Source organism: Dictyobacter aurantiacus (genome assembly GCF_003967515.1).
In the GTDB taxonomy this organism is placed as follows: domain Bacteria; phylum Chloroflexota; class Ktedonobacteria; order Ktedonobacterales; family Ktedonobacteraceae; genus Dictyobacter; species Dictyobacter aurantiacus.
Genome location: NZ_BIFQ01000001.1, coordinates 898356 through 921157 on the forward strand (window position 1 = coordinate 898356; position 22802 = coordinate 921157).

General features: G+C 53.3%; 22 protein-coding genes. 14 read left to right on the forward strand and 8 right to left on the reverse strand.

From position 1 onward, the window contains the following. Positions 1–512 precede the first annotated feature (512 nt). From KTT_RS03580 to KTT_RS03625, 9 genes are all read left to right on the forward strand, one after another. Positions 513–2897 carry a ribonucleoside-diphosphate reductase subunit alpha gene (locus tag KTT_RS03580; RefSeq protein ID WP_126599384.1) on the forward strand — a complete coding sequence of 795 codons (2385 nt, stop codon included), beginning with the start codon at positions 513–515 and terminating at the stop codon, positions 2895–2897. 19 nt (positions 2898–2916) lie between these two features. Continuing rightward, positions 2917–3114, forward strand: coding sequence for a hypothetical protein (locus KTT_RS03585; protein ID WP_126594687.1), 198 nt, complete (start codon positions 2917–2919; stop codon positions 3112–3114). Between the two features lie 36 nt (positions 3115–3150). Continuing rightward, a complete protein-coding gene (locus tag KTT_RS03590) occupies positions 3151–4125 on the forward strand; it encodes a ribonucleotide-diphosphate reductase subunit beta (RefSeq protein WP_126594688.1) in 975 nt (324 codons plus the stop codon). A 428-nt stretch (positions 4126–4553) separates the two neighbouring features. Continuing rightward, positions 4554–5180: a hypothetical protein gene (locus tag KTT_RS37915; protein ID WP_235845592.1), complete on the forward strand. Its 627-nt coding sequence runs from the start codon at positions 4554–4556 to the stop codon at positions 5178–5180. 349 nt (positions 5181–5529) lie between these two features. Further along, positions 5530–7014 carry a HAMP domain-containing sensor histidine kinase gene (locus tag KTT_RS03605; RefSeq protein ID WP_126594690.1) on the forward strand — a complete coding sequence of 495 codons (1485 nt, stop codon included), beginning with the start codon at positions 5530–5532 and terminating at the stop codon, positions 7012–7014. Then, positions 7014–7676: a response regulator gene (locus KTT_RS03610; protein ID WP_126599386.1), complete on the forward strand. Its 663-nt coding sequence runs from the start codon at positions 7014–7016 to the stop codon at positions 7674–7676. Before KTT_RS03605 ends, KTT_RS03610 begins: the two co-directional genes overlap by 1 nt. A gap of 223 nt (positions 7677–7899) precedes the next feature. Then, entirely contained in the window at positions 7900–8274 is a 375-nt protein-coding gene (locus KTT_RS03615; RefSeq protein ID WP_126594691.1) for a hypothetical protein, read from the forward strand. Between the two features lie 90 nt (positions 8275–8364). Beyond that, positions 8365–9102 (forward strand): DUF3995 domain-containing protein, encoded by a 738-nt coding sequence (locus tag KTT_RS03620; RefSeq protein ID WP_126594692.1) that lies wholly within the window; start codon positions 8365–8367, stop codon positions 9100–9102. After that, positions 9080–9355 (forward strand): DUF4396 domain-containing protein, encoded by a 276-nt coding sequence (locus KTT_RS03625; protein ID WP_218030825.1) that lies wholly within the window; start codon positions 9080–9082, stop codon positions 9353–9355. The genes KTT_RS03620 and KTT_RS03625 overlap by 23 nt, the downstream gene beginning before the upstream one ends. Positions 9356–9478: 123 nt before the next feature. Here the strand turns inward: KTT_RS03625 and KTT_RS03630 are convergent, their stop codons facing one another. Beyond that, positions 9479–9937, reverse strand: coding sequence for a (2Fe-2S) ferredoxin domain-containing protein (locus KTT_RS03630; RefSeq protein WP_174844775.1), 459 nt, complete (start codon positions 9935–9937; stop codon positions 9479–9481). Positions 9938–10276: 339 nt separating this feature from the next. Further along, on the reverse strand, positions 10277–11014 hold the full coding sequence (locus tag KTT_RS03635) for a ZIP family metal transporter (protein WP_126594694.1): 738 nt from the start codon (positions 11012–11014) through the stop codon (positions 10277–10279). A 466-nt stretch (positions 11015–11480) separates the two neighbouring features. Between KTT_RS03635 and KTT_RS03640 the strand changes: the two genes are divergently transcribed. From KTT_RS03640 to KTT_RS03650, 3 genes are all read left to right on the forward strand, one after another. After that, positions 11481–12461 (forward strand): M56 family metallopeptidase, encoded by a 981-nt coding sequence (locus KTT_RS03640; RefSeq protein ID WP_126594695.1) that lies wholly within the window; start codon positions 11481–11483, stop codon positions 12459–12461. 90 nt (positions 12462–12551) lie between these two features. After that, complete coding sequence (locus tag KTT_RS03645) at positions 12552–12818, forward strand: metal-sensitive transcriptional regulator (protein WP_126594696.1); 267 nt, start codon at positions 12552–12554, stop codon at positions 12816–12818. Between the two features lie 49 nt (positions 12819–12867). Beyond that, entirely contained in the window at positions 12868–13128 is a 261-nt protein-coding gene (locus KTT_RS03650; RefSeq protein ID WP_126594697.1) for a heavy-metal-associated domain-containing protein, read from the forward strand. Between the two features lie 91 nt (positions 13129–13219). On the opposite strand, the gene KTT_RS03655 is transcribed toward KTT_RS03650, so the two are convergent. The 5 genes from KTT_RS03655 to KTT_RS03675 form a co-directional block, all read right to left on the reverse strand. After that, a complete protein-coding gene (locus tag KTT_RS03655) occupies positions 13220–13657 on the reverse strand; it encodes a cupredoxin domain-containing protein (RefSeq protein WP_126594698.1) in 438 nt (145 codons plus the stop codon). A gap of 32 nt (positions 13658–13689) precedes the next feature. Continuing rightward, a complete protein-coding gene (locus tag KTT_RS03660; protein WP_307720635.1) occupies positions 13690–16302 on the reverse strand; it encodes a heavy metal translocating P-type ATPase in 2613 nt (870 codons plus the stop codon). 297 nt (positions 16303–16599) lie between these two features. Then, on the reverse strand, positions 16600–17043 hold the full coding sequence (locus KTT_RS03665; protein WP_126594699.1) for a BlaI/MecI/CopY family transcriptional regulator: 444 nt from the start codon (positions 17041–17043) through the stop codon (positions 16600–16602). A gap of 41 nt (positions 17044–17084) precedes the next feature. Further along, positions 17085–18584: a multicopper oxidase family protein gene (locus KTT_RS03670; RefSeq protein ID WP_126594700.1), complete on the reverse strand. Its 1500-nt coding sequence runs from the start codon at positions 18582–18584 to the stop codon at positions 17085–17087. Between the two features lie 271 nt (positions 18585–18855). Further along, the gene (locus KTT_RS03675) at positions 18856–19119 is read right to left on the reverse strand and encodes a 4Fe-4S dicluster domain-containing protein (RefSeq protein ID WP_126594701.1); all 264 of its coding nucleotides are present in this window, start codon (positions 19117–19119) and stop codon (positions 18856–18858) included. 865 nt (positions 19120–19984) lie between these two features. Between KTT_RS03675 and KTT_RS03680 the strand changes: the two genes are divergently transcribed. After that, a complete protein-coding gene (locus tag KTT_RS03680; RefSeq protein ID WP_162854190.1) occupies positions 19985–21178 on the forward strand; it encodes a permease in 1194 nt (397 codons plus the stop codon). A 247-nt stretch (positions 21179–21425) separates the two neighbouring features. Here the strand turns inward: KTT_RS03680 and KTT_RS03685 are convergent, their stop codons facing one another. Then, positions 21426–21725: a DUF5676 family membrane protein gene (locus tag KTT_RS03685; protein WP_126594703.1), complete on the reverse strand. Its 300-nt coding sequence runs from the start codon at positions 21723–21725 to the stop codon at positions 21426–21428. A gap of 405 nt (positions 21726–22130) precedes the next feature. Between KTT_RS03685 and KTT_RS03690 the strand changes: the two genes are divergently transcribed. Next, entirely contained in the window at positions 22131–22802 is a 672-nt protein-coding gene (locus tag KTT_RS03690; RefSeq protein ID WP_126599390.1) for a response regulator transcription factor, read from the forward strand.

The window sequence follows — 22802 nt, forward strand, 5'->3', positions numbered from 1 at the left end:
CGCCTCCTTCTGATCTCATCTGAGACTTTGCTGATATGATTATTGTAGCATTTTAAAACAAACTCTAGTTCAAAAAAGATGGATCTACTTCGGGCGAACAAAAAGCCTTAGGTGAGCTTGCTCTTCTACTTGACAGACTACTACATCTTGTATTAATATAGACCACACGCGCTACATATTGTGTAAAAAAACACAACAAGAGAGCGCCAGAGGATACCAGGCTTCAGAACCTGGACGACCGCAAGGTTTGGATAGGGAAATGTGGTGCGAATCCACGCTATGCCGTAACTGTGATATCTTCTGGGCGAGATGCAAAGCTCATGCGCCAGAAGAGTAAGCCAGACTGCCTATTATCTTTCTTATTCTTCGAGCAAGGAGCATGGCGCTGATATGTCCAGAATCAGAGATTACTCCCCCTCTCGAAGCTGGTCTTTTTTTTTGCCCAAACGGGCTTACCCGCTAATGGCCAGGGTGTGTTTGCTGCTGCCCAAAAATGGATGAAGGAATGTATGATGCAACTTACTGTAGTAAAGCGCGACGGTTCGCGAGAGCCATACGATGTGAACAACATATACAAAGTGTTGGAAAAAGCCAGTCGTGGCCTTGACGATCAGATTACGAAAGTGGTGCAGATCGCCACCGAGGTGCAGCTGACGCTGTTCGATGGCATCACGACGCAGCAACTGGATGAACTGGTTATCCAGATGGCCTTGCAGAACGTCAAAGATGATCCCGACTTCGGCACGATCGCCGCACGCCTGCTGCTTAAGACTATTTACAAGAGTGTTCTGGGTGAGTATGAGACAGACGAGGATTTGAAGCGGCTCCATGCGGATCACTTCGCGGTCTATCTGCAGAAAGGCATCGAAGCAGGCCTGCTCGACGAACGTATGAACGACAGGCTGTTTCATGTTCAACGCCTTGCCGAGGCACTCGATCCCTCGCGTGACAAACGCATGAACTATCTCGGAGTCATCACCAGTAAGAATCGCTACGCGCTACGTAGCGGTGATGGTGAAGCGATGGAAACACCGCAGATGAGTATGATGCGTATCGCCATGGGCTTGAGCTACAACGAACCTGATCCCACCGAGGCCGCGCTTGACTTCTACGACCACATGAGCAGACTGGAATACTCACCGGGCGGTTCCACCCGCATTAACGCCGGTACCTCGTTCCCACAGCTATCCAACTGTTTCCTGATGGAGATACAGGACGATATGGAGTCTATCGCCAAAGGTATTCGCGATGTGATGTGGATGAGCAAAGGCACAGGCGGCATCGGCATTGGCATGACGAAATTGCGCGCCGAGGGCTCGCCGGTCAAAAGCACCAACACCGTCTCGACTGGCCCAATTCCGTTTATGAATGTCGTTGATGCCGCCTTGCGCGCTGTGAGCCGCAAAGGCAAAAAGGCCGGAGCCGCCGCCCTCTATATGGAGAACTGGCACATTAATTTTCCGCAGTTCCTCGACCTCAAACAAAACTCTGGTGATCCCTACCTGCGCACCCGCACCGCGAACACAGCTGTCTTCATAAGTGATGAGTTTATGAAGCGCGTTGAACATGATCAGGACTGGTACCTGTTCGATCCGGCTGAAACGCCTGACCTGTGCGAGCTCTACGGCTCTGCATTCAGTCAACGCTACGCGGAATACTGCGAGATGGCGGATGCTGGTACGCTGCGTGAGTTCGCGAAGATAAAAGCGAGGGAACAATTCCGCCAGATTCTAATTGTCCTCCAGGCGACCTCTCATCCCTGGCTGACCTGGAAAGACACGATTAATGTACGCGCACTCAACAATAATACCGGGACGATCCATCTCAGCAATCTGTGTACAGAAATTACGTTGCCACAGGACGCCGAGAATATCGCCGTCTGCAACCTGGTCAGCATCAATCTGTCAGCACATTTGCGCGCGGACAAAAGCTGGGATTGGGACCGCCTGACCTCCAGTATCCGCTCGGCGATCCGCCAACTCGATAATCTGGTGGATATTACAAAGACACCTATCCCAGAAGCGATGCACGCCAACCAGCAGAATCGCGCGTTAGGGATGGGGATCATGGGCTTTACCGATGTAATTGAAAAACTTGGCTACAGTTACGAAAGCGAACAGGCCTATGAACTCATTGACCAGCTTACCGAGTTTATCAGCTTTTACGCCATTGATGAAAGCGCTACCCTGGCTGAGGAACGCGGCAGTTATCCAAACTTTCAGGGCTCCGGCTGGAGCAAGGGCCTCCTGCCCATCGATACCCTCGCGACTGCCGAGGCTTCTCGCCAGCTACCGATAGATATTGCCCGCACGCAGAAACTCGACTGGGAGCAACTACGGGCCAAAGTCAAGCGGGGCATGCGTAACGCAACCCTCATGGCTATTGCGCCAACCGCCAACATCGCGCATGTGGTTGGCACGACTCCCGGCCTCGATCCGCAGTTCAGCCAGATCTTTAGCCGCACCACGCTCAATGGCAAGTTCCTGGAGGTCAATGCAAACCTCGTGCATGACCTGAAAGCGCTCGACCTGTGGAATGAGGTAAAGGATGATATCTTGCGCCTGCAAGGCGATCTAACAGACATTGAAGCTATTCCACAACACATCAAGGAGATCTACAAAACAAGCTTCCAGCTCAGCCCATACGCATTCATTGAAGTCGCGGCCAGGGCACAAAAATGGGTAGACCAGGCCATCAGCCGCAATATGTATCTGGAAACACGCGACATTGATGACATGGTAAACATCTATAGCAGCGCCTGGAAGAAGGGGCTGAAAACGACGTACTACCTGCATGTGAAACCACGGCACACCGCCGAACAGAGCACGGTCAAAGTAAATAAAGCGGCAAGCCTTGGGCCAAAGAAAACCGGCTTTGGCTTTGCCAGTATGAGCTAATAAAAGGAGAAAAAAGACGATGGAAATGAACCAGCACGCACAACAAGAGACCCAGGATGACATCACCGCTCGCCTCGCCTTGATCAGTAAGGCCGTCGAAGCAAAGCTGCTCAGCCAGCAGCAGGTTGCCCCGGCGCAGAAAACCTCCGGGCAAGAGCCCGTATCCGCCTGCCCCATTGATCCCATGGAGCGTTTACAATGCGAAAGCTGCCAGTAACCCTGGCCAACAAACGATGAGAAGGAACAGTATATCATGAGCATCTTAGGCACCGGCATCCAGGACGGGCTCTTGTTAAAACCAATCCAGTACCAGTGGGCCTATGACCTGTATCAGCAAGCCGTCGCGAATACATGGTTCCCCAATGAGATCCAACTGGGGCAGGACATGTCTGACTGGAAAAAGATGAGCGAGGAAGAACGCCACGCGCTGACGTTCCTGATGAGCTATTTCAACCCGAACGAACTGCTCGTCAATAAAGCGCTGGCGCTCGGCGTCTATCCCTACATTCATGCACCGGAGTGTCATCTCTACCTGGCCAAGCAGATGTGGGAAGAGGCCAACCACTGCATGAGCTTCGAGTATGTGCTCGAAACCTTCCCCATCGACCGTAACCAGGCATACGCCTCCCACGTTGAGGTGCCAAGCATGGCGCGCAAAGAGGCGTTTGGTACCAAATACATCAAGCGCATGACAGAGCAGAAGCTGGATATCACGACAACTGAGGGCAAGAGAGACTTTGTCCGCAACCTTGTCGCCTATAACATTATCCTGGAGGGTATCTGGTTTTACAGCGGCTTTATGGTTGCTCTCAGCTTCCGACAACGTAATCTGCTGCGCAACTTTGCCAGCCTCATGGACTGGGTGGTGCGTGATGAAAGTCTGCACCTGAAGTTTGGCATCAACTTGATCCTCACGGTCCTTGAGGAAAACGCAGATCTCCAAACACCAGAGTTCGCCAGAGAAATCAAGCAGATGATCCTGGATGGGGTGGAAATGGAAGAGCAATATAACAAAGACCTGTTACCCCATGGCCTCTTAGGCTTAAACGCGGATTATGTCAACCAGTATGTGAAGTACCTGACCGACCGTCGTCTGGAGGAACTGGGGTTTGGCCCGCACTATCACGTGAATAATCCGGCCAAGTGGATGGCGGCGGCAAACGATGTGTTGCAACTCGTCAATTTCTTTGAAGCCACAAACACCAGCTATGAAGTCAACGCTGGTTGACTTTTTCCAGAAAAAAATAATAAGCCTGACTTTTGAAATGGCCCGGTGCTGCTTTCTCCAGAGCCACAGGGATACTGATGTCGTATCTGCCATCGTGTATTCGGGTCATGATATGACGCGAATGGGCAAGGAAAGGCTGCCGTTGACTATCGGCAATGATTGGTTATGTGGCCCGGAGGTCGCCTGGCTTCACATTATTGTCGCATACCTGAGATTGGCGTCCAACCTATTCTTCGTGTAGACTGGACGCCTTCTGCGAGCACCTGTTCAACAAGTTATCTTTATGGCCACACCTCCAGTTTCCAGGCCATGTTCCAGAAGAGCCATTCGTAGCGTGTACTCGTCAAGAAGATCTCATGCAGGCGTGCTTCCTAGTGATTATTGAGGAATAGAGCCTGGCGCGGGTAGAAACCGCCTGGCATAATCAAGTGAATAAGACCAACCAGGAGATCCTGGCGACGCGCACAGGCTTGACTTTAGAGGCGAGCGAGACTCCAGAGGCGCTACTGTATCGGCGTCTGCGCCTGTTACGCGCGGGGATGACCTTGTATGAGGCGATAGAGGCCTCGGATTTTGAGCACTTGCCTGCCCTCCATCAGGAGATGCAGGAGCTTGACCAGGACGAGGAAATCATCTGGCACATGCTTCCACTCTTCTGTAACGTCGTCTACTATACGGCCCGGCAGGAGAGGGCCACGCTTTTGCCGCAACTGCTAGACGCCAGACAACGAGTACGCCGGTCGGGGAGCCACTTTGCGGCTACCAGAGTCATACAGTGGTTGGCGCTCGCTGCAGAAGAGGCAGGACAGTTGCACCTGGCCTATCAAGAGAGCCTGGATCCTGGTGATCGCACTCCCCACCGTCAAAAAGCACGTCAGCAACCTGCTCGGCAAACTGGGAGCCACCAGCCGAACCCAGGCAGTTGCCCTGGCACGGACTCGTTCTCTGCTCTAACGAGATTCCTCCCAGCAGGTGGTCTTTCTCCTCAAGTGGCTACTCCCTTTGGTATCCTTTTGGAGACTGTAGAATGGCTCACATTCTGCTATTCTTTATGAAGACGCGCGGAGACGATCCTGATGATCTTACTGGTTCGTTTTTCCGATAACTGAAGGATTGACACTCTCAGGATTTATTCGAAGAGTGTCAATCCTTCAGTTACCCAAACGCTCCCTCTCCAATACTCCACCATTCTTCAGCTGCTCCACCCTTAAGCAGCATAGACTACATAGTGTGCAACACGAGGACATTATCCTTCTATCAAGTGAGGACGGTGATAATATCCAGATAGAGCGAGCAATCTCTCTCTACCTATGTCCCGCTACACGCACACCCATACCTGTAACACACGTCATTGACGTGCTATACTTGAGCTGAGGATTGTCACTGTCCTCTGGAGAGATCGTTATGCCGTTTTCGACTCGTTGGGCTCATCGTTTTCACCGTCTGCGATGGAAGCTGACCTTTTTTTACCTTCTGACGACCCTACTGGTCCTGATCGCACTCGAACTGCTTGGCGGGCTACTGCTCCTGTTCGGCTTGACCACGTCTCCGATGACTGGTTTTGCCTTCCAGGTGGGCACTGTGGCACAAAATATTGGTGCAAACTTTCTTGGCCCGTTTGCCAACCGGGCGGCTTTGAGCGAAGCGTTGAACGAGTGGCGCCATGACAGTGGGATCGAGTTTCAGGGCTTTGTGGTCGTCATCGATCCTACTGGGCAAGTGCTGGCTGCGGCAGGAGATCACCCACCGACTCCCGGCACCCATCTTTCATCGCATATCCCTGCGAGCGTACAACGGCTCTTGCGAGAAGCCTTCACCCATGATCCCTCGACAGTCACGAATCAGACGACCTCGAGCTGGCAGAGCAATGGCACGATCTATCTGGTCGCTCCGGTGGTAAGTGAACATCACATCAGGGGTGCGTTACTGGTAGAGGCGCACCAGGTGCAGGTCTTTTCCTCTACCTTCTGGAAATCTGCCCCGATGCTCCTCCCATATATTAGCAGCAGTCTGCTCTTCTTCTTTGTTGGTACCGGAGCGGTTGGCCTGGCCTTTGGGATGGTAACAGCGCGTAGCCTGATCCGCCGCATTCGGCGTATCCTGGCCTCAGCGGAGGTATGGGGCCAGGGAGACTTCTCCGCCTTCGTCGAGGATACATCTGCCGACGAACTGGGGCAACTGGCGCAGCGGCTCAATCGCATGGCTCAAGAGTTTCACGACCTGCTGCATACGCGCCAGGAGTTGGCAACTCTACAAGAACGCAATCGCCTGGCGCGTGAGTTACACGATAGTGTGAAACAGCATGTTTTTGCGCTCTCGATCTGGATCAGAAACACAAAAACCCTGATCGGTCACGATGAGAAAGCCGCACAAGCACAACTTGCTGAAGCCGAACAGGCAATTCGCCAGACACAGCAAGAGCTGACCGCACTCATTCGTGCCTTGCGGCCAATGGCCCTCACTGGGCATGATCTCAGCCAGGGCTTACAGGAGTATGGCCAGTCCTGGCAAAAGCAAACGGGTATCCGTGTCGCCTTTGAGGTCAATGGAAAGCGGGAGATCGCTCCAGCCATTGAGGAGGCCTTCTTTCGGATTGCGCAAGAGGCGCTGGCAAATGTGGCTCGGCATAGCCGGGCGCATCTCGTCACGCTCCAGCTGGACATTGGCCCAGAGATGCGCCTCACGATCAGCGACAATGGCTGCGGTTTTGATGTCAGAAGAGTGGATAGACCTGGCGTTGGCCTGGCCTCAATGCGCGAACGAATGGACGCACTACATGGGCACATCGAGATCCACAGCCAGCCAGGCCGGGGAACCAGCATCACGGTTCGCTGCGCGCAACCGCCAGAATACGAACCGAATGACATGGTAACGAAGGAAAGCCGATGATGAGTGAACAAGAGCCGATAACCATTCTTCTTGTGGACGATCATGCCATTGTGCGCCGGGGCTTACGCGCTCTCTTCGCGCTCCAGCCGGATTGCCAGGTGGTAGGAGAAGCTAACTCGGGCGAAGAGGCTATACGTCTTGCCGCTAAACTGGTGCCAGACATCATCCTCATGGACCTCGTAATGCCTGACTTCGATGGCATTGAAGCCACCAAACGTGCCAAAGAGGTGAGTCCTCGGTCACAGGTGATTGTGCTCACCTCCTTTCACGATGATGTTCACATTTTTCCAGCACTGCATGCTGGCGCCCTCTCCTATGTTCTCAAAGATGTTGATCCCGACGAACTGGTCGAGACGGTCCATCGAGCCGTGCGCGGAGAATCGATACTGCATCCGCAAGTAGCAACGCGCGTGCTGCAAGAACTACGTCAATCCAGGCAACCATCGACCAACCCGTTTGCACAACTGAGCGAACGCGAGCAGGACGTGCTGCGCCTGATTGCGGATGGGCGTTCCAATGCTGAAATTGCCACACGGCTGGTGATCAGCGAGAAAACCGTCAAAAACCACGTCTCAAACATCCTCTCAAAGCTGCACCTACTGGATCGGACCCAGGCTGCAGTCTTTGCCTGGCAACAGGGCTTCATGCGCCAGGAGGAATAGCGAGCACTGTAACACAATAAACTGGCGGCTTACACATCATGGAACAGGTCTCCAGTCTCATCCTCAAAATAGGTCTTCAGCCTCATCCATCCCAGCCATTTCTGCGTTATCCTCTTTCTGAAAGAGAAAGGTTCTGGTGATCTTCTCTCCTTCCCTCGAAAGGCGATCCAAAGCATCGCCATTCATGAACCCAAAGTAGGTGGATGCAGAAAGGGATTTTCAAATGCGCAAAACCAAGTTCATCATAACGATAGTAATCTCGCTTATCGGGATGCTTCATGTGGCACTAACTCCCATGCTTCACGGGGCCACCCCTACAGTTGCTGATATCTGGTTCGCCAGTTTCGGCCTGATGCTCATGTTTCTGGCCTTCTTGAACTATACCCTCATGAATGTCGCGCAGAACCCAACGAAACTATTTGTTCTTGGGCATATCGCGAATGTACTGACCGCTCTCATGGTAGCAGTTCTTCTCACCCTTGCTCTCTACCCGCACATCATCCTGATCCTGGTGCTCCTGGTTGTCGAGACAGTCCTGCTCTTGCATACCCATCTGACAGCCACACCATCTGTAGCCCGGGCAGCCCAGAGGGGATAAATAGAGATCTCGTCGTCTTCTTGATGAATTCAGGAATGGCGACGTTGGCAGAGTATGAGAAACAGATACAGAAGGAAAGATTGAGCATTTATGAAAAAGCGAAGATATCTCACCATTTCTCTCATCCCGGCAAGGTGGACAGCGGGAGTCGGATACGCGGCCTGTCTCTGGGCAATGCTCTTCGCCGCCGCACATCTCTATTGGGCAGTGGGGGGAACGTTTGCAATGAATGTGCAGGAAGTGGCGCAGGGCAAAAGGTGGTTGACCCAGGCACCAGTGCCCTATCTGTTCAGTTGGACGATCACCATCGTCATGTTCATGGTTGAAGGGCTGTTTCCCCTGGCTCTGGTCTGGCAGGGGAGCCGCGTGAAACAGAGAGGGCGTCACATACAGATCGTGACGCTGATTCTGGCCTATACAGGCATGATCGTGTTCGCACTGGGTGACTTTCTCGTGGTGCACCAACCCCTATTGGGACTCGTCGCTCTCGTCATCTGTGCATTGGGGAGTCTGGTCGCCTTCGTGCGACCACGCAGCCAACCCAGCATGCCCCAATGGATGGTCCTTGTCGCAACCTGGGTGATGGCGGGAGGCAACCTGCTCAACGGATTGATCTACTATAGCATAACACTGCTGGCCCCTATCGGAGTGGTAAGGCCACCGCTGATCCCAGCGCTCCCATTGGGAGAAGTCATCTGGCAGGGAGTGGTGACCGGATCGATCTTTTGTTCTGGAGGCGTCCTCTTGTTGCTGACCGCTGTTCTTATAAGCTGCCAGTACCAAAGGAATGCCTCGGATACGGACTGTGGTATCAGCCACAAAAGGTAGAATAGGCATTATCTTCCAATACTTTGCGATTGTCCCGATGCGCAGCCTTTCGTTCTGGCCAGGCCTTAAAGAGGCCATCAAAGCCGATACCCTGTCACTCACGGCATTTGAAGTCGGACTCTTCGCCTGGATGGCGTTGTCCAGCCTGGTCTTCTTTCATCCGGCCCTCCATCCCGATTCTCCTGTTTACTGGTTTATGATGCAGGTTGGTATGGTGATTGGCTTTGGCACCAATTATCCGATGAACTGGTAGCTGATCAAAACAGGCGTCAAGGAGGCCATGTAAGCAAGGAGAAAGCTCAAGACAAAAGAGAGAATAACCAGAATATGACTGTCTGGTCAATCTCTCTTTTGGTCACGAGGGTATTTTATATCTTTATTTGCATGCACCAATCCTGGGTTCAGAGGGTCCCTCTAAGGCCGCAACCAGAGATGCCATATCAGGATGGACTTCTCTGTCAAGCACTGAATCACGCAAGGTATCTGGAACAGGCAAGAGTTGCTTTGCTTTGACCATCGCTTCAATATAGTCATAGAGAGCACTGACCTGTTCTGCTGTATTAAAAGAGTGGAACCAGAGGGGTTTCCCTTGAAAGATCAGCAAAACGGTATTTCCCAATGCGCAGAGCCCAAGGCAACCGGATGGGGTCAGATACACCGTTTGGCCCAACTTCCGCCGGTGCCACTCCGCTTGATGAAGCTCACGCAAGTCCGGTCCATAACCACGTTCAGCTTTTCCACAACACAGTCCATGACTACAGACAAACACATTGCCAAGGTGTAGAACCACATCCACTTTTTTGCCATCTAAGCGCTGGATCCGTGTTTTCTTCACTGCGCTGCTCCTTCCATCATACGCTCAACCCATCTTTCCGGGAAAACGATTCGAAAAAGAAGAGTGCTACCTTGACTCACCCCTTCAGCACAACATGCTTTACCCATACCCACCGGGTATGGGTAAAGCATACCATAACAGCAGTGTATATTGCAAGGTATGAATACAGGAAGTTCTGTGCGTAACACATTTTTATGCAGATGGAGAAAGCGCTGATACCAAAGTATGATTGGATGAACAGGTAGAGCTTTATACCCTAACGATCATGAAAGAACAGCAAGGCACAAAGCTCCAGCAATCGCTCCGTTTTCTGCCCCAGTTGTCACGTATCAGTCGGCGTTACCCAATCAGGGTAGTGACGACATATGCAAATGCGGCGCCAAGCACGGTAAGCACCAGCGTAAAGATACTGCTTTTTTCCTGATGGGCTTCTGGGAGAACGTGAGAGGCGCCTATGTACAGGAGAAACCCCGCCAGGAAACCAAGGTATAAGGGCATCTGTCCCTCGGGGATCTTGATCAAGAGCGTTGATGCCGCCCCAAGGATTGGTGCCACCGCGACCAACAGGAGCAAGCGAAAGGCCTGGAGTCTGGTGAGCTTGTTCAGCAGGAGCAGGGTCATCGTATTGAGGCCATCACCAATGTCGTGCAGGATCACGGCGAACGCGACCAGCAATCCCAGGCTCGGACTCACCTGGAAACCAGCGCCTATTTCGATCCCCTCTAAAAAGCTATGGCCCGCAAATGCCAGGGCAGAGGCTACGCCGATCACAGGGTGGTGATGCGCAACAACGTCTTGCCGGCCTTGGCGCGCCTGAAGCAGCAGAAATAGCTTCTCCAGAATATAAAAGAATAGAAAACCTACAACCAGCATTGCAAAGGCACTCACGCGCATACCATGGGAGAGCCCTTCCATCGCTTCAAACATGGCGGGCAACAGATCAAAGCAGACCACGCCGATCAGAACACCCGCGGTAAATCCCATAATCAGATGCAGCTTGCTGCGAAAACGGAGCGCAAACAGGCCTCCAAAACACGTCGAAAAAAAGGTTGCAAATGAAAGAAGGATCGCATTCATATCGTTCTCCCTTACACCATTTCCCTCTCGCTCTCTCGAGCGTACCTCAACATGAGCAAAGCGATGCACTACCTTGTATGCACAAAAGAGCAAAAACACGCTTCATACGCAATAAACATTTTATTCTTGCCTATTATACTATATAGTATCATTGGCGATAGTAAGATACGCGCCCTTGATAGCGTCATAGCAGGAAAGTACCAATCATGGCGCGGTTGATACGGCAGCGACAGAGAACCTGTCCGCATCCGCGTATCCCGATTACTGATCAACGAGAAACATCTCTCGCCTTTCTCCTCTCCTACCCTCCTATGGTACAATGTACGATAGAGTAGGAGCAATTCGGCTAAAAATGATATAATGGGACAGACGATATCTCTTCTGGCACTTCATTTCGTTCACCCATCACAGTCATCCATGCCAGCCATCAGCAGTATGCGGCAGTGGGGAGAGGAGGCAGGGCACCGTGCATACACTGATCGAGGGGGTTATTTTTCTTTCGCTCGTCCTTGGCGGGAACGCCACGCTCAAAAACCTGAACATGATTATCCCGTGGTCACAGCGGCGCAAGCTCCAGCTCCTGATTCTTGCCCTGCCCTTCTTCCCGTTCGGTTTTAGCCTGTTCTGCCTCTATCATTTTGTGGAGCATCTCTGCCTGGCTGGCGATCCCTTGTGGGATGAACTGCTGGCCAGTATGCTGGCGCTTCTCACCTCGACACTGCTGCTCGGAGCGCTGCTCAAGGCCCTGCTCAGCATCTTTTTGATGCGCCGCTTCCTCTCCTCCTATCGTCAACGCGCGACCCCGGACATCCATCAGCGCGTTGATCGGCTCGTTGGGGGACGATACACCAGACCTATCCGGGTATGTCTGCTTCCTATTCACCATCCCATTGCGTTTACCTGTGGTTTTTTTCGTCCTGTGATCTTTCTCTCTCCCTGGATGATCCACCAGCTTGATACCCATGAGTTGAACGCGGTGCTGGCACATGAAGTCGAGCATGTCATCCGACGCGATTATGGCGTGCTGTTCCTGGCCACCTTTTTACGCGATGCGTTCCTCTACCTTCCCAGCAGCCATCAGAGCTACCATCACCTCCAGCGAGAGAAAGAACTGGCCTGCGATGAGCAAGCCGCATCCACCACCCAACGCCCGCTGGCCCTGGCCAGTGCGTTAACCAGGGTGTGGTTGCATGGAACAAGCGAAGGGCATTCCTTCTCGATGGGATTGGGGCAGCCGCTGCTCCCCCAACATAGCGCCATGAAATATCGCGCCGAGCGATTGCTGGAGGTACCTTCCCCGCTCCCACCACAGAGGAGCAACAGGTATCGCTGGAATATCTCTGGCATTGGCCTGCTCGTACTGATCCAGATTGCCTTCTTCTTTTTCGGGATGAAACTCATCGGCTGTAATCCAGAAATGGTCATCATGCACCTGCTCCAACACTAACACCGTGGCTTGCACAAACGGGCGCGCTATGCTATACTTTCTCTATACCCATACCGGGTGGGTGTGGGTATAGAGAAAGGGGAAAGCACGATGAATGCAGACAAACAGGATGTCCTCAAACGACTCAATTATATTGAGGGGCACCTGGGCGGCATCCGGAAGATGGTTGAAGAAGATAAGTATTGTGTCGATATCTTGCGGCAAACCTATGCCGTCCGCAAAGCGATCGAGAAACTTGAGGGGATGCTGGTTGATAGCCATCTGCATACATGCGTCCCCACCGGCATCGCAGAAGGCAGAGGTGACGAGATCATTCAGGAACTCGTTCAGCTCTACAATCTCGCCGGCAATCGATAACGATAGATAGCGGTTTACTCGCTGTCTTCCCATGACAAGGAGAACGAGAATGGCACAGGATATCACGCTTTCGGTCCCAGACATCAGTTGTGAACATTGTGTCAGGACCATCAATGGCGCCTTAGGCGCGCTCACTGGAGTCGAACAGGTTTCGACCGACATCTCCACCAAAAGCGTCCAGCTCCGCTTTGATCCAGCTCAGGTCTCGCTGCAGCAGATTGAGGCGACCCTGGACGATGCCGGGTACACCGTCTCATCACAGCCTGCCCCAACCCCACGCACCACTGGCAAGCCCTTGAATCTGCTTTAGCAAGATGTGTCATCTTCTGAGATGCATACAAAAGTCAACGCCCCCTCCCAGGATTCCATATTCCGGGAGGGGGCGTTCCTTCATCATGCTTCTATGATATGACAGCGACGCTCTGCTTCATGCCAGCTTCGTAGTGACCTGGAAGATAGCAAGCCAGTTCTGGATGCGAACCAGCAGACGAGGACGGAAAGGTATACTCCAGCGTTCTGGTTTCGCCTGGATTTAGATTGCCGAGGGAGGCCAGCGCCATGTGATCCATGTCATCCATCGACATCCCCCCCATACTGCCTTGCGATGACGGCATGATCATGAATTCGTGAACAGTCTTCCCATGATTCGTGACGACAAAGTGATACCTGGTGCCAGGTGAAAAACTGGTCAGCGCGGAATCGATATGGAAGTCGGTTTCGCTCACCGGGACATTGATGCCTGACGTCTTCTCTGACGTGTTTCCTGGTGTGCCTCCACAGGCGACCAGGAAAAGCGTCAGCAGAAGAGCCCCAAGTATCATCAAGGATCGTTGTTTCATATCTGTTCCTCTCTCTCCCTTTTCACTGTTCTCTATACCTCACGCGAACGACCAAAGCGGCGCAAGCGTAGCGAATTGCTGATGACCGTCACCGATGAGAGCGCCATGGCGGCCGCCGCGAAGATTGGCGCTTGCTCTTTCAAGAAGGGGATCAACGGAGACAAGATCGCCGTTGGGATCAAGATCACGTTGTAGGCAAAGGCCCAGAAGAGGTTCTGCTTGATGGTGCGCAGCGTTGCCTGCGAGAGAGCCAGCGCCGTCGCAATGCTCTTCAAGTTTCCCTTCACCAGCGTGATATCGGATGCCTCCATCGCCACATCGGTTCCGGTGCCCATCGCGATCCCGGCATCAGCCTGGACGAGGGCGGGAGCGTCATTGATGCCATCACCCGCAAACGCGACCAGCATACCCTGCTCCTGCAGCCGTTTGACCTGATTGGCTTTATCGCCGGGCAACACTTCCGCCAGCACATGCTCGGAGGGAATGCCAACGCTCTCGGCGATGGCCAGGGCCGTTCGCCGATTGTCCCCGGTAATCATCCAGACCTGCCGTCCCTGCGCATGCAGGCGCGCCACCGCTTCCTGCGACCCCACTTTGATCGTATCAGCGACCGCGATGATGCCCGCCAACGTGCCATCAACTGCGATCAGCATGGCCGTTTTCCCCTGGGCCTCCAATCGGGTCAGGTACTCCTCCGCGCCTGAGGTCTCAATGCCCTGCTCGCCAAGCAGGCTCCGTGTTCCGATCAGGAGCGTATGCCCCTCCACCGTGGCGTGCAGACCTCGCCCGGCCAACGCGGTGATATGCTCAGGATAGTGGCTGAGAGCAAGTCCTCGGTTCTTTGCCCCCTCGACGATAGCCGCGGCCAGCGGATGCTCTGATCCCTGTTCCGCCAGCGCCGCCAGGCGCAGCACCTCCTGCTCGGATAGATCAGAAAGGGGAAGCAGATCCGTCAGTTCGGGTTTCCCTTTGGTGATCGTCCCCGTCTTGTCCAGGAGCACGGCCCGCACGGCCTGAATGCGCTCCAGGCTTTCACCGCCCTTAATGAGGATACCCTGTTCGGCCCCCTTGCCTGTCCCCACCATAATGGCCGTCGGCGTCGCTAATCCAAGCGCACAGGGACAGGCCACGACCAGGACCGCTACCGCCGCCACGATGGCGGTAATCCAGGCGTTGCTGCTCCTGGTATCCATCATGCTCATGCCCGCCATAGGAATACCGATGGTGTGACCGACAATGGCCCAGACGATAAAGGTCAGGGCCGCAATGGCCAGCACGATGGGAACGAAGATGCTCGAAATGGTATCCGCCAGGCGCTGAATAGGAGCCTTGGAGCCCTGCGCCTGCTCCACCATGCGAATGATATGAGCCAGCACGGTATCGGCACCGACTTTGGTCGCCCGCATCTGCAAGAGCCCCTGCTGATTCACCGTCGCGCCAACGAGCGCGTCACCCACACCTTTTTCGACCGGGAGACTTTCGCCGGTAATCATCGACTCATCAACGGACGAGTGACCAGAAATCACCTCGCCATCCACCGGGATCTTCTCACCAGGACGCACCAGCAGGGTCCACCCTGCCTGGACCTGCTCAATGGGCAGATCCATCTCGTGGCCATCACGCAAGACGTGGGCGGTACGAGCCTGCAAGCCGATCAGCTTTTTGATGGCATCATTGGTCTGCCCCTTCGCGCGCGCCTCCAGGTATTTTCCCAGGAAGATGAGGGTAATAATCAACGCCGTTGTATCGTAAAAGGTCATGCCTCCCACAAGCTGTGGGAAAAACGTGGCGACCACGCTCAGGAAATACGAGGCGGTCGAGCCCAGCGAGACCAGCGTATCCATATTGGCACTCCCGTGGCGCAGCGTCTTGAGCGCCCCACGGTGGAATTCCCATCCTACAAGCGCCCAGACGGGAGTGGTAAGGATCAACAAGAGAAGATTTTCTCCAGCGAAGCGATCCATGAAAAACATGCTCAGGATCACGACCGGCAGAGATAACACGATCCCCAGGATGAGCAGGTTCCGCTTACGCCGCAGTTCAGCCTGCTTCTTGTGCGCTCGCTCGTCTTCCTGATCAACAGGGGAATTCGTTATTTCTAGCTGCTCCACAGGAGTGGACACCCCATGTGTGTCAGGCGTGCGTTCCAGCGGCTCCGCCTTGTATCCAATGGCCTCGACCTTTTGCACCAGCGCATCCAGATTGGTCTGGGTGGGATCATAGGTCACCACGCCACGCTCGGTGGCCAGATTGACCTGCGCATCCATGACACCAGCGACCTTCTTGAGTCCCTTTTCAATCCGCATGGCGCAGGAGGCACAGGTCATCCCTTCCAGCGCCAGCGTCGTTTGTATCTCATGCTCGGACGCTGAAGGTGATGTGGCAGGAGCAGTCAGGGGGATGGCTTTGTAGCCTACAGCCTCCACCTTCTGCACCATCGGCTCGACGCCAGTCAGCCCGGGATCATACGTCACAGTGGCCTTTTCCGCGGCCAGGTTCACCTGCGCGTCGATCACTCCGGGAACTTTCTTCAGTCCCTTCTCCACACGCATGGAGCAGGATGCGCAGGTCATGCCCTCGATCGCAAAGGCCGCCTGGCTCATAACGCGCTCAGATTCTTTTTCCTGATGAACATCTATCGTCATACTGCATTCTCACCTATCTTGTATCAATACCCACACCCCCCGCATAGGGGTATGAGAAGAGTATAGTCAACGACATGCGCATTGTCAACAGTCTGCCATCACAAAAAAAATGAGTTCAGCGAGATATGTGAAACATGGATGGGATGATGATGCAGAAAAAGTTAAATCCATCCGGTAGTGTGGTCTGCTTTTGCGGTATGAGGAGCAATCTATGGCGGAGGAAGTTCGACAAAGAGACAAAAGCGAACAGGTAAGAACAGGCAAGGTTTCTTGAGCAGAAGAGACAGAGACCCGGTGCTACTCAGCCTCTTCCTGGCGTCGTCGACGTGCGATTTCCTCATAGAGCTGGCGCGCCTGTTTTGCTGCCTGGGGATCCTGGATGGTATGAATGCCATCGAGCATCTCTCCCGAGAAACTGACAAAGAGATCTTCAAGAATCCGCCCCACGAAGTGCGAGATGAATTCCTGCTGGGTATAATTTGGGTAATACACATAGGCCTGATCCCACTTTTCCACACGCAGCAGCTTCTTCTTCGCCAGGCGCGCCATCGTGCTCATCACCGTTGTGTAGGCAATGCGCCGTCGCTCATAGAGCACCTCAAAAATATCTCGCACCATGGTCCCCTCATCGACTGGCCGGGCCCAGATAAGCTCCATGATTTCCGCTTCCAGATCACCCAACACTTTGCGAATGCCGGGGCGGTCAGGACGAAAACGACTCAAATCGACCACTACGTCCATACGAGTCGCCTTTCTCCCTTTTTCCTGGATACCAACCGCTGTTAACGGATCTTGATCACGCGCATCATACCAGCCGCCTGATGATAAGCATTGTGGCAGTGGAACGCCCAGACACCAGGATTATCTGACACCCAGGTAATGTTGACCTTCTGCATCGGATCAACCAGCACCGTATCCTTGATCGGCCCCCGGCCGGTCCCATTCTCGACCTGAAAAAAGTGTCCATGCAGGTGCATGGGATGGGGCATCATACTCTGGTTACTGAACTGGAATTGCACCAGACGATCTTTTTGTAGCGCGATCTGATCGGCTTGCGAAAACACCTGATCATTGATTTTCCAGACGTACTGTCCCATGCCCCCACTCAACTGTATCGGGAGGGTTTGATCAGGTTGGCCTGTCGGTGGCGTAGAGGTACCAGGGGCGGCTTGTAACATGGCGTACGTTAACATGTTGCGCTGCAATTCTGGTGGCAAAAAATCAGCGGGAGGTGGCGTTGCCGTACTTTCCTGATAGCGAAACAGCGCACGGGTCATGTTTTTTGCCCCCTCGACCTGCGCCGCCAGTTGCCAGACGCCCGGATTGTTTGCGGTCACCAGCACATCATAGCGTTCTCCCATGCCAATACGGATAGTATCAACATCCACGGGCTCAACTGGCTGCCCATCGGTGTGCGTGACGGTCATGCGATGACCATTGAGAGCCAGATGATAGATGGTTGCCGCGGAGGCATTGATGAAGCGCACGCGAATCCTGTGTCCCTTGCGGACGTTGATCGTGAAGGGATGGTCGCTGGCTTTCCCATTGATAAGGTACAGGGGATACAGAAGATCTGGTGGGACCTGCATCGCCATCGAACCGCCCATCCCGCCCATCCCATTCATACCCGACATGTTATCGCCCCCGGCGATCAATTGTTTCAAAGCGGCCGACGGGTTTCCCGGTCCTCCGGGTACTCCATCCAGCCAATCATCCAGAAGCAGCACCACATCTTGATCGTAATTTTTCGTTTCTTTCGGATCTTCAACAATGAATGGACCGTATAACCCGCGATCCAGTTGCAATCCCACATGTGAATGGTAAAAGTACGTTCCAGCACTGGGAACGACAAAATGATAGGTAAATGTATGCCCAGGGTTGATGGCGGGTTGCGTCACTCCATCAACCCCATCCATGGCATTGACAATCGGGACCCCATGCCAATGAATCGTTGTTCCCTCACTCACATGGTTATTGACGGTAGCCCGAAGTGTATCACCCACATTCACCCTGATTTCAGGACCGGGAAGACCTCCGTTATATGCCCAGGTGGAAACCAGGTGTCCACCCACAAGAAGCTGTGTTGGCGCCGGATTCAATGTATAGACATGAACTTTCCCGGTGCTGGAGGCATGCGGGAATGTCGATCTCCCATCGGCTTGCGTCGGTTGCACCCCACAGGCATCCAACGCGATCATACCTGCCACCATACCGCTCCCTACACCCACATATTTTAAAAACTGACGGCGTGTTACGCCTGTGCATTGCATTTCATTGTTCATACATATTTCTTCCTACTATCGAACATGACAATCATCGAGCCTCATTCCTTTGGCTCGACGCCTCCAACCAACGCATATCCTCAGGGCTTCCATGATCGAGCAAGATGCCTTATCATGGAAGAGCGCAGTCCTACTACCAGGTAGTATACTACCGCCAATAGTATCTGTCCCGTAAAAAATGTTCTCATAGGAAATTCAGGTAATCACACTGGCAACAGTTCTCAACGATTGTGCCGTCAATGTACACGAACAGGAGCCGTATTGCCTTTTCCTATGATGATCGATAGAAGTCAGCATTGATTTGAATAAACTGCTTCCACTCGTTGGGAACAGCCGACTCTTCAAAAATGGCAGTGACAGGGCATGCTGGCTCACAGGCACCACAATCAATGCACTCATCAGGATTGATATAAAGCTGTTCCGCCTCCGCGAAACCTGGCTCTGCTGGCGCCGGATGAATACAGTCAACAGGACAAACATCAACACAAGAGGCGTCTTTGACGCCAATGCACGGAAAGGTAATGACATAGGTCATGGTTTAGTTCTCCTTGCTGGACAAGCAGCAGCCATCAATACACACAAAACGTCATTGTTGTCATAGCGAAGAGATACATCATAGCGTACAGAAAATATATCGTCTGCTGCTGATGCTCCCCTGAGTGCATGCTGAATGTGAGCTGAAGATATGACACAGCGCCGATGCGCCCAGGAACAACCCTTTCTGCTTGTCTGATTGCCTCCACTATTCTCAGACATTTGCCAGGTGCCACGGTGAGTAAACACCCCATCGAACAGACACGGCACGTCAGCCAATCCACAGGCCTCCCTCAGCCCTCCCTCAGTTGGCACACCCACACTAGAGAGAGAAACTATTCTTTAGGCAGACGTGATAGGAAACAAGCACAGCCCGATGCGATGAACTCATCGAAAAAACACATTGAAAGGTAACCTCCCATGAAGACACAGCACATAACCATTCCCATAGAAGATCTCCGCTGCGGTGGATCGCTGCAGGTAGAACGAGCACTCGCGCATCTACCTGGTATAATCTACGCCTATGTCAATCCCACAATCGAAATGGCGTACATAGAGTATGATCCGAATCAGGTGAACCAGGAACAGTGCACACACACCATAGAGCAAGCAGGATTTCGGGCGGGGCCCCCATGTCTCCGCTGAAAAGAGTGCGTCCCCACCGCATTCGACTTTGAATCGAGCGTTTGTACTCAGTCACCAAGTAGCAGGGTTCTACCGTGTTACTAAGAAATGACTATAGTACAAGCTCACGATGAAAGGTTTTGTAACGTGTCTTCTCATCATTTCCACGCAATGTATTCCTCAATAGCAAGGCAGGCAGATTCCATACAGGGCCAACAAATGATTCTTCAACAGAAGGTGAAATGATTATGCAAATCATCAATAGTATTGGGCAGGCCCTTTTTATGGCTTTCAGCATGTTCTGGGAGATTCTGTGGCCGCTGATTCTTGGCTTTACCCTCTCTGGCATTATTCAGGCCGTCGTATCCCATCAATCGATCGCCAGGGCGTTGGGTGGTGACTCGCCAAAGCACCTGGGGCTGGCCACGCTCTTTGGTATCGCTTCCAGTTCCTGCTCGTATGCAGCGGTTGCCCTGGCGCGCTCCATCTTTCAAAAAGGTGCCAGCTTTACCGCAGCCATGGTCTTTCAATTATCCTCCACCAACCTGGTCATCGAACTGGGCATTATTCTGATCGTCTTAATGGGCTGGCAGTTTATGGTGGCCGAGTATCTCGGTGGTCTGCTGATGGTGATCTTGCTGGCGCTGATTTTCCGATTGACCCTGACTCGGCGCATGGTAGAAAGAGCACGGGCGCAGGCAGAAAAAGGGATGATGGGAAAGATGGAGGGGCATGCTGCTATGGACATGAGCGTCTCGGGCAGCTCATTCTGGAATAAGCTCTTCAGCGGCAAAGGTTTGACCGCGGTCAGCAACTACTTTGTGATGGATTGGGCCTCGGTCTGGGTCGATATCGCTCTGGGTCTACTCATCTCGGGTGCGCTGGCAGCCTGGGTGCCGGATTCGTTCTGGCAGGCCTTCTTCCTCTCTAACAATCCCACCCTGGCAAAGATCGAGGGCCCGCTGATGGGTCCGCTGGTGGCCATGGTAAGTTTCGTCTGCTCGGTAGGCAATGTGCCGCTGGCCGCGGTCCTATGGCGCGGAGGGATCAGCTTTGGTGGTGTCGTCAGCTTTATCTTTGCCGACCTGATTATCCTGCCTATTCTGGATATCTATCGCAAGTATTACAGTTGGAAGACAATGGGCTACATTCTGGTTACCATGTATATCACCATGGCCGTCGCGGGTTATGTGATCGAGTTCCTGTTCGCCGCGCTGGGGATTATCCCTCAGAACCGCAACGTCGTGGCGATTACCGAAGGGGTTCATTGGAACTACACCACCGTCCTCAACATCATCTTCCTGGTACTGGCGGCCCTGATGGTGATCCGCTTCCTGCGCACCGGTGGCCTCTCCATGCTCAAAATGATGAACACACCGGCGGAACAGATGGATCATCATGACCATGAGCATCACAGTATGGATGGGGCTGATTAATCTCTCATTGAAACAACGGACCAGGCCAATCTTATTACACGTTGGCCCTTGTACATCTCACCGTTATTAGAGTTGGAGTACACGCTGCTCACCAGTACGGTACATTATATGCTGTAGAACAATAGAAAGGTAGAACCACATCATACTATGCATCGGGAAAGGAGAAGAGAGGCATCAGCCCTGGAACCAGAGCACTTCCTTCTCTCTCCTACTGCAGGTGATCGTGTTCATCTCTCCTTGCTTTATCTCAGGCTTCCCTCAAGCTTCCCTGTCGATGCAACGCGATCCGCTTTCCGCTAAAAGTTTCCCAACACCAACCAAACAGATAGGCGCTCAACCATGCTATCACCACCAGTACGATCCCTCCAAGGAAAAAGTTGCCCCAGGTAAGATGCCAGGTCCCCATCACCGTCAATCCATGCATCCACCAGGTGGTCACGTCAAGCGCAAAGGCTGGAAAGATCGCAACTACAAGCGAGCAGACGGTCCAAAGAATAGCGACAGTGACAGCAAATGCATTTGCCAGGGCGATTTTCTCTTCTTTCATAACTACTCACCTTTCTTCATGCAACCGTAACAGAAACTGGCCTACCTGCTACCTGGTTTCGAGATCCAATTGAGAAGCATCAGAAAAACGATCACACACAGAATCACCAGGGCAATAATGATGACATCGATGAATGGCCCCATGAGCCTTCCTCCTTCCGCGCTTTTCCGCGGTCACCTACCTTCCAGGAGCAACACCGGTCCATCTACAGGAACTATAGCTCCCCTTTCTGAGGCAGCGCTGAGTAGCCCCTGAGGGGCACCTGAAGATGCGGATCAGGTGTGACGTTGTTGTGACCCGGTGGAGAGAGCTTGTGACAAGATGGTGATAATTCCGATCTACAATCTCTCTGGGACAATGATTAGAGGGAGGCTTGGATCTGGAAGGAGAGCATTCCCCATGTCTATGCAACACCATATTCTGGTCATAGATGATGATCCGGCGATCACGAGCCTGTTGAAACGTGGCTTATCGTATGAAGGCTTCGTGGTCGAAACCGCCTGCACAGGGCGCGAGGGGCTTGCCGCTGCCCGGGAACGTCCCTCAGATCTGGTAATCCTGGATGTGATGATGCCCGGTCTGGATGGCTATGAGGTGCTGAGCCGGTTGCGTGCAGCCGATGAGCAGATGCCCGTGCTCATGCTCACCGCAAAGGATGCCCCATCCGACCAGGTACAGGGGCTCTCTGCGGGGGCCGACGATTACGTCACCAAACCATTCCCATTTGAAGTCTTGCTGGCACGCATTCGATCGCTATTGCGGCGGCAACAGCTCGACCACCCGTCCGTGCTCCACTTTGCGGACCTTTCCCTGGATACAGGTAGCCATGTGGTGCAGCGTGGGTCGCGCGAGGTTTCCCTGACCAGTCTGGAATTCAAGCTGCTCCAGGAATTCCTCATCCATCCGCGTCAGGTGCTTTCTAAGGATGTACTGCTCGATCGGGTCTGGGGTTACGACTTCGATGCCAACGTGGTAGAGGTCTACATCAAGCAGCTCCGGCAAAAGTTGGAGGCGAGGGGCGAGCCGCGCCTGATCCAGACGATCCGCAATGTTGGGTACGTGCTGCGGGAGTCCTGA